We start from the raw sequence: 16277 nt of genomic DNA on the forward strand, positions 1-16277 counted from the left end.
CGTGTCTGAGTATATGCCCGCTGTGGGGGGGTAGCGGCTGGTAGCCCTTGACAAACAACATAGACTTCAGCATGACATAAAATCGTCTCCGCAGTCGTTGAAAAATACATGGCCCGTCAGGTGCCCATCGCAACTGCGTAAGTCCTATTTTTATTACGCAGGTAGACTGCCGTAATTCCTTTTTTACGGCTTATGCGAAGAGCAGGTTGCCTCTGGTGCTTTGGGCAAGACAGACCTGCTAACACGCGTGAACCTCATGTCTACTGGCGTGACATTGGATGAGATGGTACAACCAGGTGGCAGGGGAACTGAAAAAGGGTGAGCTTGAGGTTATCTAGCGAGAAACACTGGCACCACGATGTCCACAAACACGTTGTTGAGTGCGTGCATGAGAAGACATGGGTAAAGCGAACGATACCTCAGAAACAACCACGCCGGAAACATCGCCCAGACGAAGATATATACCATGAGCCCCGCACCATAGTAACCGTGGATGGCGGCGAAAACGAGATTATGCACTAGCAAACCGAGAAAAGCACCCCACTGCTCATACAATACAGACAGAAGGTAACCGCGAAACAGCGTTTCCTCTAAAGCGGGCACGCACAATACTCCCAGCACAAATACTGTCACCAAATCCTGTGGCGAGTGTGGATTCATGAAGTGTCGCCTGGTGGGGTCCCAGTAGTACGGAATACCAACCATATCGGTAAACGATTTAACCGGCACCCACAACGCGATAGCAAGCAGGGTACACGTCACAGCGGCGACAGTGCTGGACAGGCTCATCTGGCCTGTCCAGCCAAGATGTTTCCACGTGAACCCTTCGTGCCCCAACAACCACGCTATCAGCCCAACGCCTGCTGCTGACCACAACACGTATACCAGCAGGGAGGCAATCGTTGGATCCAGATGCAATATGGGTGCCAGCTGCTGTGGTGGAAGTATTACCAACCTGGTGAGATAAGCACCTGCGAACCCGAGCAGAGTGAGAGGGAGGTAACGCGTTGGTAGTCGCTCCATCACATCGCTCCCCGCCTGCGAAGTGATATTTGGACCTTATTTTACCACACTTTCGGGCAGATGCAAGAACGCATGCAGCTGCTCGGGATCCTGAGGGTGATTGGTTAGCACAGCAGGGTATCGCGTTAGAGACGCTGACTGGTGCGAGGCGGTGTGCTTTTGCGGACGGCACGGGTTTTGGGTATGCTGGGGTGTTTGTGTCGCAGTATTGGCGTGGGGACGCGTTGCGTCTGCAGTGTGCGCATGTGAAAGCGGCAGTGGTGGGTTACACGCAGGGGGGACGGTTATGGGTGTGGTGCAGTTGGTTGGGGATGGCAGCTTTTGTGGTGTTTATGGATACAGGATGTCTGCAGGATTTATCGAACACCCTCAGAGATACTTGACTTTTTTGTAAGGATTAGCCATAATATGGGTGGAGGTTGAGAAGGGGTGAAAATCACCGCGCAAGAGGAATATGGACTGCGCTGCATCATGCACCTCGCCCGCAAGCCGTTTGGCGAGACCGTGAATGTGCGCCAGATTGCGCAATATGAGGGGCTTTCCGTCGCCTACGTGGAGAAGCTGCTTTACCTGCTGAACCGCGCAGGCTTGACCGAAAGCGTGCGAGGCGCACAGGGCGGCTACCGACTGGCTTACCCTGCCGACCAGATTACCCTTCGGCAGGTGCTGGACGCGCTGGGCGGGGTGTTGATTGCAGACTCGTTGTGCAGCCAGTTCTCAGGCGACCGCGAAATCTGCGTGCATCACGGCGGCTGCGAGCTCCATTCTGTGTGGAGCTTTGTCGCGGACTACCTGTCGGTGGTTTTCAACCGTATCACTCTGAAACACCTGGTGGAGGGAGAGGCACGTCCGCTGGTACCATCCATCCTTTCACGGACGGACAACACAATCTCCCTCTCGGAACGCCAGCCAGCAGAAGTTATCCAAACATCGTCGGAGGGAAGATAAAACACGATGAGCCAGCAACCGCTTCTGGAGATTCGCGACTTACACGTTAGCGTGGACGGTAAAGAGATTCTGCGTGGAGTGGACCTCACCGTCAACCGCGGGGAGATCCACGCGCTGATGGGACGCAACGGTTCGGGCAAAAGCACGCTCGCTGCCACTTTGATGGGACACCCGCGCTACGAGGTGACCAAAGGCGAGGTGCTGTTCGAGGGACAGAACCTGCTGGAGATGGAGGTGGATGAGCGCGCCCGTGCGGGTATCTTTCTCGCCTTCCAGTATCCCGTTGCCATTCCTGGCGTGAGCGTGGCGAACTTCCTGCGCAGCGCGCTGAAGTCGCTGCGTGGTGAGGAGATGAGCGCACGGGAGTTCCGCAACGCCCTGAAAGAGGAGTTTCGCGCCCTGCACATGCCCGACAGCTTCGGGAGCCGATACGTGAACGAAGGCTTCTCGGGCGGTGAGAAGAAGCGGCTCGAAATCGTGCAGATGGGCTTAATCAAGCCCAAGCTGGCGATTCTGGACGAGACCGACTCGGGGCTGGACATCGATGGGGTGCGCATCGTTTCCGAAAACGTCAACCGAATCGCTGGCGAGGATACGGGCGTCCTGCTCATCACGCACTACCAGCGCATCCTGCGCTACATCCGTCCGCACTTCGTGCATGTGATGGTGAACGGGCGCATCATCCGCTCCGGCGATGAGAGCCTCGCACACGAGCTGGAGCAGCGCGGCTATGACTGGATCCTGCGAGAGCCAGGCGTCGAGGAGAAAACACTACAGGAGGTGGGTTAAATGGCAGCACCGCAGTCTTTGCTGGATGTCGGCACCGATTACCAGTACGGTTTTCGCGATGAGATAGAGTACGTCTACAAGGCGGAGAAGGGTCTTAACCGCCGCGTGGTGGAGATGATTTCGCACTTCAAGGGCGAGCCAGATTGGATGCGCCAGTTCCGTCTGCGCGCCCTGGAGATATTCCTGAAGAAGCCAATGCCGACCTGGGGCAATACGCGGCTGCTGAGCGAAATCGACTTCGACGACATCTACTACTACATCAAACCCGCTGAGAAGCAGGGCAGGACGTGGGACGAGGTGCCCGAGCAGATTAAAAACACCTTCGAGAAGCTGGGTATCCCCGAGGCGGAACGCAAGTTCTTAGCGGGTGTCTCCGCGCAATACGAGTCGGAGGTGGTTTACCACTCCATCCGTGAAGACCTCGAGCGGCAAGGCGTTATCTTCATGGACATGGACTCGGGCTTGCGCGAGTATCCCGATTTGGTGCGCCGCTGGTTCGGCAAGGTGATACCCCCCGCTGACAACAAGTTCGCTGCGCTCAACTCGGCGGTGTGGTCTGGCGGTTCGTTCATCTACGTTCCACCGGGGGTGCATGTGGAAATCCCACTGCAGGCGTATTTCCGTATCAACGCGGAGAATATGGGGCAGTTCGAGCGCACCCTGATTATCGCCGACGAGGGCAGCCGCGTGCATTACATCGAGGGCTGCACCGCGCCCATCTACTCGACCGACTCGTTGCACTCGGCGGTGGTGGAACTGGTGGCGCTGAAGGGCGCACACATCCGCTACACCACCGTGCAGAACTGGTCCAAAAACGTCTACAACCTGGTCACCAAGCGAGCAGTGGCTTACGAGGACGCTACCGTCGAGTGGGTGGACGGGAATCTGGGTTCCAAGCTCACGATGAAGTACCCGAGCGTCTATATGGTCGGTAAAGGCGCGCGCGGCGACATCCTGTCGGTAGCCTTCGCCGGTCCGGGGCAGCATCAGGACGCAGGCGCGAAGGTCGTCCATGCCGCGCCATACACTACGTCCACCGTCGTCTCCAAGTCCATCAGCAAGGGTGGCGGACGAACCACCTATCGCGGGCTGGTGCAGGTGGATGAGGGCGCGGTCGGTGTCAAGTGCAACGTGCGCTGCGACGCGCTGCTGCTGGATGAGTTCTCGCGTTCCGACACCTATCCCACCATGAATGTGAAAGAGGACGATGTGCGCATCGAGCACGAAGCTACCGTCAGCAAGGTGGGCGAGGAGCAGCTGTTCTACCTGATGAGCCGCGGACTGAGCGAGGAGGAAGCCACCACCATGATTATCAACGGTTTCTTCGAGCCGTTCGCGAAGGAGCTGCCACTGGAGTACGCGGTGGAGCTGAACCGTCTCATCGCTCTGGAGATGGAGGGTTCGGTCGGCTAATGAAGGAGACTTTGACCACCACCAGCCCTGCGGGGCTGGAGTTGATAGAAGCCATCGGTCGGCACTTAGCGGAGCCGGAGTGGGCGGTGGCGCACCGGCGCGAGGCATGGCATCGCTTCCGGGAGACGCCCACTCCCCCGCGCACGCACGAGCACTGGCGGCGCACCGACATCAGTCACTTGGTGCTGGAGGACATCGCGCCCGCCCTGCCCGCCGAGCATCGTTCGTTACCTGATTGGCTGGACGCCACTATCCACGGAGCCACTCGGCGTATCGGCGGCACGCTGGCTTTTCTGGATGGCACGCTGGTCTACGAGCGCGTCACCGATAGCGTGCGCAAAGCGGGGGTGGTGTTCACCAGCTGGTCGCAGGCGGTGCAGCAACATCCCGACGTCATCCGCCGGGCTTTAGAGACCGTGGATTATGACCCAGCCGATGAGAAATTCACCGCGATGGCGCGTGCCTACGCAACTGGCGGCACGGTGTTGATTGTGCCGCCCGGGGTGAAGGTGAGTCTTCCCCTCCAAGCGTTCTTTGCGGTGGAAGAGGCGCACGCGGTGTTCCCCCACACGCTGGTGATTCTGGAAGACGGTGCAAGCGTCACCTTACTGGACGGCATGGTCTCTCCAGACCTGTCCACGCGCACCTTCGGCAGCGGCGTGGCTGATCTGGTTCTCGGCGAAGGCGCAGAGCTCACCTATGTGCTGTTCCAGCAGTGGGGACAGGGTATGGAATACTTCCACCACCAGAGGGCAGTGCTGGGCAGGGATTCCCACCTCACCACCATTACCGTTGCTCTGGGTGCGTCGCTGAGCAAAGCCACCATAGAGTCTGTGCTGTGCTCTCCAGGCGCGGTCAGCGATATGCTGGGTGTGGTGTTCGGTGACGGTAACCAGCATTTCGACCACCACACGGTGCAGCTGCATACCGTCGGCAATACCACCAGCGACCTGCTCTTCAAAGTCGCGCTGGACGAACAGGCATACTCCGCGTATAGCGGGTTGATACGCATCGATCCGGGCGCGCAGAAGGCAAACGCCTACCAGCGCAACGAAAATCTGGTGCTGAGCAGTTCGGCACACGCCGAAACGTTGCCCAATCTGGAGATTGAGGCAAACGATGTGCGCTGCACGCACGGCGCCACTGTTGCACCGGTAGATACAGAGCAAATGTTCTACCTGATGAGCCGAGGGATGCCACCGCGCGACGCGAAACGACTCATTGTGGAAGGCTTCTTACAGCCGGTGCTGGACCGCATCCCGGCGAAAAGCCTGCGCGAGATGGTCAGCGCGAAGGTGGATGAAAAGATTGCCCGCAGGAGGTTCTGAGGACGGCGATGCGCATCCGGGTAGCCAGCGTCTCGGAGGTGGGGGTCGGCAGGGCACTGGCTGTTGAGGTGGACGGCAGGCGGATAGCTCTCTGCCGACCCTCTCCTGATGAGTTCTACGCGATCGACGATACCTGTTCCCACGCTCTGGCTTCGCTAAGCGAGGGCGAACTGATGGATTACGAGATCGAGTGCCCAAAGCACGGGGCGCACTTCGACATCCGAACCGGAGAGGCACTGACCCTTCCTGCCACGAAGCCGGTCAGGACCTACAACGTGGTTGTAGACGACGGTGAGATACACATCGAACTGCCGGATGAGGAAACCGGTTCGGACTGAGACAGGTTAGGAGGTGGTTTCAATGATGACATCCCTGCAAACGCAGTTAGAATACGACGTGGAGGCAATCCGTGCCGATTTCCCGATTTTACAACGGTGTGTCAACGGGCATCCACTCGTCTATCTGGACAACGCCGCGACATCCCAGAAGCCGCGCCAGGTCATCGACGCGCTGGTACGCTACTACGAGTTTACCAACGCCAACGTGCATCGCGGATTGCACACACTGGCGGAAGAAGCTACCGAAGCCTACGAGTCTGCTCGCGCGAAGGTGGCACGGTTCATCGGCGCGGAGCCGGAGAGCGTGGTGTTCACCCGCAACACCACCGAAGCGATTAATCTGGTGGCGTACGCCTGGGGGCTGGCAAACCTGAAAAGCGGCGACCGCGTCGTGCTGACCGAGATGGAACATCACTCCAACATCGTGCCCTGGCAGCTGATTGCTCGCCTCACGGGGGTACAACTGCACTACGTTCCCTTCACACCAGAGGGCGAGCTGGACATGGAGGCTCTCGACGACGCGCTGAAGCTGGAACCGAAGCTGGTCACCATCGTCCACGTGTCCAACGTACTGGGCACGATGAACCCCGTGGAAGAGATTACCCGAAAGGCGCACGCAGTGGGCGCCAAGGTGCTGATTGATGGCGCACAGGCGGTTCCGCACAAGCCCGTCGATGTCGGCCAGATAGGCTGTGACTTCTACGCTTTTTCCGGGCACAAGATGCTGGCACCCACGGGTATCGGTGCGCTGTACGCTCGGCGCGAACTGCTGGAAGAGATGCCTCCCTTCTTGGGTGGAGGTAGCATGATCCGCCGCGTGACGCACCAGTTCAGCACGTGGGCAGACATCCCCACCAAGTTCGAAGCCGGAACACCCAACATCGCCGACGGGATTGCCTTCGGCGCGGCGGTGGACTACCTGCAACAGGTCGGTATGGAAGCCATCCAGCAGCATGAACAACAACTCACGGCAGAGGCATTGCGCTTGCTGGAGGACGAAGAGGACATCGTCATTTACGGACCGCGCGATGCCCGGCGCCGCTGCGGGCTGGTCTCGTTTAACTTCAAGCACGTCCACCCACACGACGTGGCGCAGATACTGGACGCACGCGGTATCGCTATCCGTGCCGGACATCACTGTTGCCAGCTGATAATGCGCCGACTGGACCTCACCGCGACCGCACGCGCCAGCTTTTACCTGTATAATACGGTAGAGGAGATCCGTACATTTGTACAGGCGCTAGACGACGTCAGGAAGGTCTTTGGCAAATATGCTGGATGACGAACTCTACCGTGAAATCATTCTGGAGCACTATCACCATCCGCGTTACAAGGGTGCGCTGCCCGATGCTAACCTGACCGCCGAAGGGATGAACCCTTTGTGCGGCGACGAGCTCACGCTCTATTTAAAGACGGACGGCGACCGGATTGTGGAAGCACGTTTTGAGGGGCGAGGCTGTTCTATCAGCCAGGCGTCTGCTTCCATGCTGACGGAAGCGATACGCGGATTGACCCTGCAAGAGGCAAAGGTGCTGCAGGAGCGGGTCAAAGCCATGCTCACAGGCGCACCGCACGAACCCTTCGACGAAGAGGATGACCTGAGCGCGTTAGAAGGGGTGAAAAACTACCCGGTGCGTATCAAGTGCGCTCTGCTGGCATGGACGACTCTGGAGGAGATTCTCAGCAAATAACGGGAGCGCGGTATGGCACTGACGCAAGAACAGGAAACGCAAATCCGTGAACGGCTGATGACCGTATACGACCCGGAGCTGGGTATCGACATCATCAATCTGGGTCTGGTATATGGTATCGACAGGGATGACGAGGGCAACGTGCTTATCACCATGACGCTGACCAGCCCCGGCTGCCCCATCGGACCCATGCTGGAGGAGATGATTCGTGACCGGCTGTCCGAGTTGCCCTTTGTGAAGGAAACGTACGTGCAGCTGGTTTGGCAACCTCGCTGGGATCCGCGCGTCCACTGCAGTGAAGAGGCAAAGCTGGCGCTGGGCATCTGGGAGTAGACGCGCCCGCATCAGCGACTGTCTGCAGTGCAAGCGTTTGCTTAGTTTTTCAGCCGGGCGTACGCATCCAGAATGCACTGGTGCATGGGCATGTCGGCAGTGATGCCGGTCAGCCTTTCCAGTTCCGCGGAGACGCCCTCCTGCTCGATACGCTTCTGCAGTGCCACTGCGGATTCATCCTCGGGGTTGTCGTAAAGCAAAGCGGCGGCGATGACGATGCAAAGAGCCCTCGGTTCCACGCCGTGCTCCCATAGCAGTCTTGCCGCCCCGACCAGTCGGTCGTCGGGGCGCAGCTTGCGCTCCGGATCACGCGCTACCCGTGCTACCGTGTCACCCAGTGCGACGCTTTCAAAACGACGGTACAGGTCCTGCACATGTTCCCGCATCTCTTCAGGGGTAAACCCGTGCTTGCGGACGAGAACCTCGCTCACCGCCTGCATGGCTTCATCCAGCACGGAACGTATCCATTCATCTTTCATCGCTTCATACACGTAGGTATAGCCCTTCAGCCATCCCAGGTACCCAAGCGTAGCGTGGGCAGCATTGTGCACGAACAGTTTGCGCTCCACATAACCTGCAAAGTTCTGCACCGGCTCCAGACCAACGATAGACGGAATCTCACCCTTTATTGCCCGCGCGTTCACCGGTAGCCTTTTATATGCTTCCACTTTGATCGTCAGCGGGTCCGCCCGCTTCTCTTCGGGGGTCATGACAGGCACCATTCGGCTCACCACGCACAACACAAAACCGATTTGCGAGCGCACATACTCGTGCAGTTCAGCAGGTAAATGCTCCAGAACTTTTTCATACAATATCTGGTCTGCATCAATCTGGTTCTCGCAGATGAGAATGTTCAGGGGGAGAGAATCGGGACGCTGGCTGCGCAGAGCAATACCATATGCCAGCAAAGGCGCTACCTGATGGAGCGCATGGACACCCACCGCGGTACAGGCAATGCCAGCGCGAGCTACCTCCTGTGCCACCTGTTGAACATCCTCACTGTGAACGGCGCGGATGTCCGTAATCTCTACCTCTTCTCCATTGTCTACGATGTGGATCACGTATTTCTTGCGGCGGTTAATCTCCTCCACCAGCGACGGCACAGCCTCTACAAAAACCACCTCATACCCGGACTCGTGAAACAGCTGAGCCGTGAAACCACGTCCGATGTTACCTGCACCGAACTGCACCGCAACGCGCTCCATCACTACGTTCCTCCCAGAATCAGCTCATCTTCGCTGGACACCCGCTGAGGCAGGCTAAAAGCATGTGGCAGCAGTTCACTGAAGCCGTACTCCTGCACGCCTGCCACCTCTTCGGAGGCACACCAGACTATCACATCTTCGTCGGCGAACTCCGCCAGCACCTGCCTGCACGCGCCGCAGGGGGTGCCGCCATCCGGTGTGACCACTGCCAGCGCACGGATACGACGTGCCCCTTCGCTGACCGCACGGAATATCGCCACCCTCTCGGCGCAAACGGTGAGACCATAGCTGGCGTTTTCCACGTTCGCGCCGGTGTAGATGCGTCCGTCCTCACCATAGACAGCGGCCCCCACCGCATAGCCCGAATAGGGTGCGTAGGCGTGGCGGCGTGCCTCTCGTGCCGCTGCCAGTAACTCTTCGCATATGTTCTGCCGGTTACTCACAGTTTCTCCCTGCCTCCGTCTGCCCTCGTTCCATGGCGCCTGCTACTGTCCCGCTATTATACTTTAGCCCGCAAAGGATGTTTACCCTGTTGCTGGAAAAAGTACACAGCAACTCTCTCAGGAGGCGAACCCGAAGAGATACGCAAAGCCATCCAGATTATCGAAGCGGCGTTTCGCTCGGCAGAAACAGGGCAGGCGGTGAAAATCGATCATTGACCGTCAGCCCCGAAATGGGAGCGCACCGCATCGGCTACCATTTGTTACTATCTTGCGGTCATCTGCTGGATAGACTCCATTGCCAGTTTGGCGGTATCGGAGCCGGGAGCAGCCTGAATCGCCCGTTGCCAGAGGTCTACTGCCCCCAGGCGGTCGCCGCGCCGGTATGCTTCCAGACCCAGCAGGTAAAGTTCCATTGCCAGTTGCTCGTTGCCACGCGGGCGTGGCGGAGGCTCAGGCGAAGAGCCATTCGGACGCACAGCGGGTGGTGGCGCAATCGGCGGGGCGACGTCCAGATTGCCTGAGTGCAAACGAGATACCTGATCCACCCTCTGGCGAGCGGCGGTGGAGTGCGGGTCATACTCCAGCGCTGTTTGGTAGTATTGCAACGCCAGGTCGGTTCGCCCCATTTGCAGAGCTTCGTCCCCCAGATGCACCAAACAGACCGCGGCGTTGCGCCCGGCTACCGCTCGAACGTCATCCGACCTTCCATTCTGGAACACGTTGACAAAACGTGCCAGTGCTTCCCGATAGTTGCCTGCCTGTGCCAGCTTCACCCCATCGCTCATCTGCGTGCTGAGCGCCTCCAGGCGCTGCAATTCCGCATAGCGCTCGTAGGCAATGTTGATGCCGTAAGCAATCAGCACAATGAGCAAACCGAGGAATAAGACCAGTATCATCTGCTTCATGGCTTCACTCTCCCTTGGCGACAACCAGGGCTCGCGTGGCTTGGGCAAGGGCGGCGGAGGCTTTTTCTGCACCTGAGGGAGCGAGGAAACCTGCCCCCCGGCTGACGCAGGGTTTGGCACCGGGTTCAGCAAGGGTGGTAACGAAGACGAGCCCGGTGACGCCACCGGAGGGGGCGAACCAATCACAGGAGGCGGCGCGGGCATCACCAGCGAACCCGGCTCCATCGCCCGCTTCAAGTCCTCCGCCATCTCGCGCGCGGAGGAATAGCGGTCTATCGGACGCTTCGCCATCGCGCGCATCAGCACCCGCTCGATGCCATACGGCACTCCTGGGGGAGGCGTTGGCTCTTTGTGCATGATGTTATATGTAATGGTGACGATGCTCTCGCCGGTGAAAGGCTTGCGACCGGTGAGCATCTCATACAACACGACACCCATCGAGAAGATATCGGTGCGCGCGTCTATTTCGCCCCCCTCGATCTGCTCCGGCGACATGTAGCTGGGCGTGCCGAAAATCTGCCCGTCGATGGTGATGTTGGGTTCAAACACGATGCGGGCGATGCCGAAGTCGGTCAGCTTCACCAGCCCGTCCGGCAAAAGGTGGATGTTTTCGGGCTTGATGTCGCGATGCACCACCCCCATCCGATGAGCATGTTCCAGCGCGGCAAGCACCTGCAGGGTGATGTCCACTGCCTCTTTCAGGGGGATTGCTCCCTGACGCTGCAGGCGTTCGCGCAGGTTCTCGCCCTCCAGATACTCCATCACGATGTAGTGGCGACCGTTCTCGACGCCAACCTCGTGGATGGTCACAATGTTGGGGTGGCTCAACCGTCCTGCCGCCTTCGCCTCGCGCAGGAAGCGGTTGATGCGCTCTTGTTTTTGCACCTCGGTGACGCCTTCGGGCAGATTCAGCTCCTTAATCGCCACGCGCCGGCCCAGCTCGGGGTCTACCGCCTCCCACACGATGTCGTTGCTGCGGGCGATTTCGCGTACAATCTGATATTTGCCCAGCGTGTTCACCGAGGTGTTCATCCCTTACACCCAGCCTATCTGCCGTGCCTGCTCCCAGCTCAACAGTTCCAGAATGTGCACCACCACTACCGTGACGTTATCCGAGCCGCCTTCTTCCAGCGCCATTTCCACCAGCCGCTGCGCCGCCGCCGACGGCGAGTGAGTGCGCACCACATCCGCGATGCGGTCGTCGGGCACGTGCGTGGTCAGCCCATCGGTGCATAGCACCAGCCGGTCGCCCGCCTGCAAAGGCACGCGGTAGATGTCCGGTTCGAGCACCTCCATCCCGATGGAACGGGTAATGACGTTGCGATAGGGCGAATACTGTGCCTCCTCCGGCGACAGTAACCCCTGCCGCACCTGCTCCATCACGTAGGAATGGTCATCGGTGACTTGCTCGATGACCTCACCGCGCACCAGATAGCACCGGCTGTCGCCCACGTGCACAACGTGTGCCTCGCCTTCGCACAACGCTGCCGCCGTGAGCGTCGTGCCCATGCCTCGCCTGCCCGGGATGGACTGCGCCACCTCACGCACCAGCGCGTTCGCCGCCTGCACCGCTGTAAACAGAGCGGTGTTGATATCGGGCAGCTCCAAATCATAATACGCCTTCAGAAAGGTTTTCAGAGCCAGCTCGCTGGCGATTTGCCCTGCGCTGTGCCCGCCCATGCCGTCGCACACCGCATACACGCTGCCGCGTTCCGCCAGAAGCATGGGTTCTGTCGGCTCAAAAAAGTCATACTTGTCTTCGTTGTTCTCGCGCACGTTGCCCAGGTCGGTCTTCGCTCCGAACCGCACGAAGGGTACGATGTCCGGCTGTGCTTTTGGCTCACGCGGAGGCTGTGCCAGCACCTCGCTGCGCCGGAACTTGGCGGTAATCTCTACTTCGTCGTTCACCGATTGCCTGCTATGACTGCTCTGCATCTTCCGTTGCCTCTTCACTGACGGTCTCCGCGGTGTCGGCAGCCTCCTGCTCGATGACTGCGGACGGCTGTGCCGCCTCCAGATGGAAAGTCCCCTGCCCTATCTGCACCTTCACCCCGAAGGGCAATGGCGCGGCGACGTGCGGGATGAGTTTGGTATCGTCCACGAAGGTACCATTGGTGCTGCCCACGTCCTCGATGTTCACCAGGTCCGGCTCCACCAGCAAAATCGCGTGGTTGCCGGAAACGTAAGGGTCGGGTATGACGATGTGGTTGCTGGGTCTGCGCCCGATGGTGTACATGCCCGGCGACAGCGGTATGCGCATCGTGCCGTCGTCGCTGCACCAGTAAGCCACCACCTCCGCCTCTTCCTCCGCCTCCGGTACCCCAGCAAAATCCTCCTCCGCGGTTACCGTCAACGTTTGGGTCACCGGTGCGGAGGCGGCAAGGGTGGTCTCTGCTGCAGGCAGGGCAGGAGCCGCCCCCGGCATCCGCAGGGTCAACTTCGTCCCTCCAAAGGCGATTTCCGCGCCATCCACCAGCGGCACGGGTACCTGCGGGGTGAGCTTCTGCCCGTTCACAAAGGTGCCGTTGGTGCTACCCACGTCCTCGATGGTGACCGCGCCGTCCTGCACGACAATGCGTGCGTGGCTTCGTGAAACGCTGGGGTCGGAAAGCAAGACGTCGGCGTTCAACCTGCCTACCGTGTTGACGCCCGGACGCAGCGAATATACGCTCCCTGCCGCGTCCACAAGCGTCGGCAACTCGGACTGCGGCAGCTCAGGCACCTCCTGCACGCCCTCTGCTCCCTCCAGCGCAAAGCCACACTCCTCGCAATAGCCATCGACCGCTGAAGTCTCGGTCTTGCACACTGGGCAGGTGACACGCAGCCCCATCTGCGTGCGCTGCACATCCGCAATCTGCTGGGTCGTCAGCATCTCCTGCGCGGGCATGCCGATAACGGTCGGTACCACCTCGGGAGCGGCGGCGGACGCCAGTGCGCTCACATCGGGGCGTGGACGGGCAATCGCCGCCTGTTTATCGTATTCCGCGCGCAGGTCCGGGTTGCTCAGCACCTCAAAAGCGCGGTTCAGCCGCGCGAATTTCTCCCGGTCCCACAGATACTGCTGTACGAGCTTGCGGTACTGCTCTCGAATCAGCTCATCGGAGGCATCGGGTGGTACCTCCAGCAGCGCGTACAGGTCTTCATGCGGGTCAAAGGTACTCATGGTTGTTTACTCTTTCCCACCTCCAGCGAGTAAGCGGTTCCCATCAGCGTTTTCTCCACCACACTGGTGTCGGAGCCGAGTGCGGAGAGTGCTTGCTGTATCTCCTGCGCTTCCTGCAGCCTGCCCTGTCGAGTGAGCATCGCCATGGTACGCTCCAGCTCCTGTCGCACCTCCGCCGCAGAAAGCTGCTGAGTCTTTAAGCCCATCACCGTACGCTCCAGATTGCGCGAGAGCTGCTGTATCTCTATCTCGCGCTGCACGCGCGGGTGGATGGCCTGTGGAATGCGCGAGACATCCTGCGTGAACTCCATGACCGCATCCGCCTCGATGCGTTCCACCCTGCCCGTGATGGTGTCGTCATACGCCAGCGCGACCTTCGCCACACGATATTTGCCCGGCGGGCGCATCTGCAGGTCGAACTCCACCAGCTGCGTGACCACTGCGCCCCGCTCGATGTCCACCTGTGGGATTTCCACCACCCTGCCCTGCACGTTGGGCTGCGCGCCATACACCTGCCGTGTCTGCGTGAAGCGCGGCAAGGTGAGTATCAGCCGGACGTTTTTCGCCACGACGGTCATCAGCAGCTCCAGCTCGCGCCGGAACACCTCGGGGATGAGTTCGGGGCGCTGGATATAGTAGTAGTTTCCGCCACTGCGCCGCGCGATGCCCGCCAGCAGCTCCTCGTTGAACTCGGGTCCAAAGCCCAGCACGGTGATGGTGATGCCCCGTGCTTTCTGCTCCGCCGCCAGCTGCACGATAGACGCGAAATCTTTAATGCCCGATGTCGGCTCTCCGTCGGTGAACACCAGCACGCGCGTCAATACCTGCTCACTCATCACCGCTGCCACCTGCTGGCAACCGACCAGCATCCCGTCGTACAGATTGGTCGTGTTGCCGATGTCTATGCGCTGGATATGCTCCTTGATGAGAGTCTTATTCACCACGCGCCGCGCGGGCATCACCACGTCTACGGTGTCCGAGAAGGTGATGATGGACAGGATATCGTTCTGGTCAAGCAGGTCGACCACATAGCCGCAGGCGCGCTTCACGTAGTCGATGGGTTCCCCCTCCATCGAACCGCTGCGGTCGATGACCAGACAGAGGTTCAGGGGCAGTCGCCTGCCCACACCCGCGCTGGTTCCGGTGATTTCCACCAGCAGGTGTTCCCGACCACCGTAGGCGTTGCCGACTTCCCGACCCAGCAGGCACTCCATCTGCAACGCGCGCATGGGTGCGCCCATCACTGTGGGTGCCCCCGCGCCTACCTGCTGGGTGCGCTCACCGAAGGGAGAGATTTGCTGGGTCCGCTGAGTGCCGTATGGTTCGATGCGTTGCGTCAAATCCTCCATATACTGCCCCCTTTCGCTTTCCGGACACGGTGCGTCGTTCGGTAGGACACCTATCATGACAATATCATGTAGCCGCCCGCTTTAAGGTACGCCAATCCACACGCAGTATAAAGCCTGCGACGACGGATGTGTTTTTGCATGGTTGCTTTACCACTAGCTTTTAGACTAAAACAGGGTGGTTTTGGGTTCCTTTTTGGCTTCGATCACCTTCTGTCGCGCGGCGGCGATGTCCTGAACCAGCAGCCGATAGTTCTGCTGGTAGCTTTCGCCTTCCTGGCGCAGGATGTATGCGGGATGAAGCGTCGCCATCGCGTATTTCGCATACTTGCAGGGGTACCAGATACCGCGTTCTTGGGTCATCTTAAAGTTCTTGTGGATTAACGTGTTAGCAGCAGGCGCACCCAGGCACACAATCACCAACGGCTGGATGATGCTTAACTGCAGGTCAAGCCACTTATGGCACGCGGCGATTTCGTCGGCATAGGGAGGACGGTTGCGCACACGCCCATTCTCCACGATGGAAGCACGGCACTTGATAACGTTACAGATATACACGTGTTTGCGGCTCAGCCCGTTCTCGCGTAACGCCTGGTCCAGCAATGCGCCCGCCCGTCCCACGAACGGACGACCGGTAGCGTCTTCGTGTTCGCCAGGTCCCTCGCCTACAAATACTAGCGGCGCACGCGGGTTGCCTTCCCCAAACACCACATTCGTGCGGGTTTCCGCCAGACGACAGGCAGTGCATTGCAACGCCTGCTTGCGCACCTTCTCCAGTTCTTCCTCAGGGTTCTCCACGCCCCACAGGTCCAGTGTCAGTTCCATCGCCATCAAGCCGTCTCAAAGCGTCACAGAGTTTCGCATAGGTGTTTTCGAGACTATCGGGGATGACACGCACGTCTGCCAGCACCGGCATGAAGTTGGTGTCGCCGTTCCAGCGGGGCACGATGTGCCAGTGGATGTGGTCTTCGATGCCTGCCCCCGCCGCCCTGCCCACATTCACGCCGATATTGAAACCATCCGGATGGTATGCTTCTCGCAATAAGTTCACGCAGTGGCGCACGAATCGGGCGATTTCCAGCAGTTCGGCGTCGGTGAGTGCGTTCATGTCCGCGGTGTGGCGGACGGGCGCGACCATCAGGTGGCCGTTGGTGTAGGGAAAGGCGTTCAGCATCGCGAAAGCATATTCCCCCCGGAACAGCACCATGCTGTCCGCAGATACCGGCTCGCGCGACTTCTGGCAGAACAGGCATCCCTCTGGCTTTTGGCGTGCCGACGCGACATATTGCATCCGCCACGGCGCCCACAAACGTCCCGTCATCCCATAACTCCTTGCAGATGTGCTTTCAGTT

At 59.5% G+C, this 16277-nt stretch carries 17 protein-coding genes; 8 read left to right on the forward strand and 9 right to left on the reverse strand.

The window, feature by feature from the left end; genetic code table 11:
* Positions 1-330 precede the first annotated feature (330 nt).
* The gene (locus tag K6U75_07215) at positions 331-918 is read right to left on the reverse strand and encodes a CPBP family intramembrane metalloprotease (protein MCL6474825.1); all 588 of its coding nucleotides are present in this window, start codon (positions 916-918) and stop codon (positions 331-333) included.
* Positions 919-1452: 534 nt separating this feature from the next.
* Here K6U75_07215 and K6U75_07220 point away from each other — a divergent pair.
* From K6U75_07220 to K6U75_07255, 8 genes are read left to right on the forward strand one after another with little or no spacing between them, the layout of a single operon-like run.
* Entirely contained in the window at positions 1453-1971 is a 519-nt protein-coding gene (locus K6U75_07220; protein MCL6474826.1) for an Rrf2 family transcriptional regulator, read from the forward strand.
* A 6-nt stretch (positions 1972-1977) separates the two neighbouring features.
* Positions 1978-2760, forward strand: coding sequence for a Fe-S cluster assembly ATPase SufC (gene sufC / locus K6U75_07225; GenBank protein MCL6474827.1), 783 nt, complete (start codon positions 1978-1980; stop codon positions 2758-2760).
* The gene (gene sufB, locus K6U75_07230; GenBank protein ID MCL6474828.1) at positions 2761-4173 is read left to right on the forward strand and encodes a Fe-S cluster assembly protein SufB; all 1413 of its coding nucleotides are present in this window, start codon (positions 2761-2763) and stop codon (positions 4171-4173) included.
* Positions 4173-5501, forward strand: a complete 1329-nt coding sequence (gene sufD, locus K6U75_07235; protein ID MCL6474829.1) for a Fe-S cluster assembly protein SufD — start codon at positions 4173-4175, stop codon at positions 5499-5501. The genes sufB and sufD overlap by 1 nt, the downstream gene beginning before the upstream one ends.
* Positions 5502-5509: 8 nt before the next feature.
* A complete protein-coding gene (locus tag K6U75_07240; GenBank protein ID MCL6474830.1) occupies positions 5510-5839 on the forward strand; it encodes a non-heme iron oxygenase ferredoxin subunit in 330 nt (109 codons plus the stop codon).
* Positions 5840-5864: 25 nt separating this feature from the next.
* Positions 5865-7121 (forward strand): cysteine desulfurase, encoded by a 1257-nt coding sequence (locus K6U75_07245; protein ID MCL6474831.1) that lies wholly within the window; start codon positions 5865-5867, stop codon positions 7119-7121.
* Positions 7111-7530, forward strand: coding sequence for an SUF system NifU family Fe-S cluster assembly protein (locus tag K6U75_07250; protein ID MCL6474832.1), 420 nt, complete (start codon positions 7111-7113; stop codon positions 7528-7530). Before K6U75_07245 ends, K6U75_07250 begins: the two co-directional genes overlap by 11 nt.
* Positions 7531-7542: 12 nt before the next feature.
* Positions 7543-7863, forward strand: coding sequence for an iron-sulfur cluster assembly protein (locus K6U75_07255; protein ID MCL6474833.1), 321 nt, complete (start codon positions 7543-7545; stop codon positions 7861-7863).
* Positions 7864-7904: 41 nt separating this feature from the next.
* Here K6U75_07255 and K6U75_07260 read toward each other — a convergent pair whose 3' ends face one another.
* The 8 genes from K6U75_07260 to K6U75_07295 all read right to left on the reverse strand — a co-directional run bounded on the left by K6U75_07260 (position 7905) and on the right by K6U75_07295 (position 16246).
* The gene (locus K6U75_07260; protein MCL6474834.1) at positions 7905-9068 is read right to left on the reverse strand and encodes a mannitol-1-phosphate 5-dehydrogenase; all 1164 of its coding nucleotides are present in this window, start codon (positions 9066-9068) and stop codon (positions 7905-7907) included.
* Positions 9069-9070: 2 nt separating this feature from the next.
* Positions 9071-9511 (reverse strand): cytidine deaminase, encoded by a 441-nt coding sequence (locus K6U75_07265; GenBank protein MCL6474835.1) that lies wholly within the window; start codon positions 9509-9511, stop codon positions 9071-9073.
* Positions 9512-9774: 263 nt separating this feature from the next.
* Positions 9775-11448, reverse strand: a complete 1674-nt coding sequence (locus K6U75_07270; protein MCL6474836.1) for a protein kinase — start codon at positions 11446-11448, stop codon at positions 9775-9777.
* 3 nt (positions 11449-11451) lie between these two features.
* On the reverse strand, positions 11452-12351 hold the full coding sequence (locus K6U75_07275) for a Stp1/IreP family PP2C-type Ser/Thr phosphatase (GenBank protein ID MCL6474837.1): 900 nt from the start codon (positions 12349-12351) through the stop codon (positions 11452-11454).
* A complete protein-coding gene (locus K6U75_07280) occupies positions 12335-13579 on the reverse strand; it encodes an FHA domain-containing protein (protein MCL6474838.1) in 1245 nt (414 codons plus the stop codon). Before K6U75_07280 ends, K6U75_07275 begins: the two co-directional genes overlap by 17 nt.
* A complete protein-coding gene (locus K6U75_07285; protein ID MCL6474839.1) occupies positions 13576-14928 on the reverse strand; it encodes a VWA domain-containing protein in 1353 nt (450 codons plus the stop codon). The genes K6U75_07280 and K6U75_07285 overlap by 4 nt, the downstream gene beginning before the upstream one ends.
* A gap of 165 nt (positions 14929-15093) precedes the next feature.
* Entirely contained in the window at positions 15094-15750 is a 657-nt protein-coding gene (locus tag K6U75_07290) for a uracil-DNA glycosylase (GenBank protein ID MCL6474840.1), read from the reverse strand.
* Positions 15710-16246: an HIT domain-containing protein gene (locus K6U75_07295; protein ID MCL6474841.1), complete on the reverse strand. Its 537-nt coding sequence runs from the start codon at positions 16244-16246 to the stop codon at positions 15710-15712. Before K6U75_07295 ends, K6U75_07290 begins: the two co-directional genes overlap by 41 nt.
* Between the last annotated feature and the right edge of the window lie 31 nt (positions 16247-16277).

Source organism: Bacillota bacterium, from assembly GCA_023511455.1.
GTDB lineage: Bacteria > Armatimonadota > HRBIN16 > HRBIN16 > HRBIN16 > HRBIN16.

Bases quoted from the DNA above. Each gene is read 5' to 3' on its own strand.
- sufB (MCL6474828.1), top strand. From the start codon at position 2,761: ATGGCAGCACCGCAGTCTTTGCTGGATGTCGGCACCGATTACCAGTAC.
- K6U75_07275 (MCL6474837.1), bottom strand. From the start codon at position 12,351: ATGCAGAGCAGTCATAGCAGGCAATCGGTGAACGACGAAGTAGAGATT.
- K6U75_07270 (MCL6474836.1), bottom strand. From the start codon at position 11,448: ATGAACACCTCGGTGAACACGCTGGGCAAATATCAGATTGTACGCGAA.
- K6U75_07240 (MCL6474830.1), top strand. From the start codon at position 5,510: ATGCGCATCCGGGTAGCCAGCGTCTCGGAGGTGGGGGTCGGCAGGGCA.
- K6U75_07295 (MCL6474841.1), bottom strand. From the start codon at position 16,246: ATGACGGGACGTTTGTGGGCGCCGTGGCGGATGCAATATGTCGCGTCG.
- K6U75_07285 (MCL6474839.1), bottom strand. From the start codon at position 14,928: ATGGAGGATTTGACGCAACGCATCGAACCATACGGCACTCAGCGGACC.
- K6U75_07290 (MCL6474840.1), bottom strand. From the start codon at position 15,750: ATGGAACTGACACTGGACCTGTGGGGCGTGGAGAACCCTGAGGAAGAA.
- K6U75_07245 (MCL6474831.1), top strand. From the start codon at position 5,865: ATGACATCCCTGCAAACGCAGTTAGAATACGACGTGGAGGCAATCCGT.
- K6U75_07255 (MCL6474833.1), top strand. From the start codon at position 7,543: ATGGCACTGACGCAAGAACAGGAAACGCAAATCCGTGAACGGCTGATG.
- sufC (MCL6474827.1), top strand. From the start codon at position 1,978: ATGAGCCAGCAACCGCTTCTGGAGATTCGCGACTTACACGTTAGCGTG.
- K6U75_07280 (MCL6474838.1), bottom strand. From the start codon at position 13,579: ATGAGTACCTTTGACCCGCATGAAGACCTGTACGCGCTGCTGGAGGTA.
- K6U75_07260 (MCL6474834.1), bottom strand. From the start codon at position 9,068: ATGGAGCGCGTTGCGGTGCAGTTCGGTGCAGGTAACATCGGACGTGGT.
- sufD (MCL6474829.1), top strand. From the start codon at position 4,173: ATGAAGGAGACTTTGACCACCACCAGCCCTGCGGGGCTGGAGTTGATA.
- K6U75_07250 (MCL6474832.1), top strand. From the start codon at position 7,111: ATGCTGGATGACGAACTCTACCGTGAAATCATTCTGGAGCACTATCAC.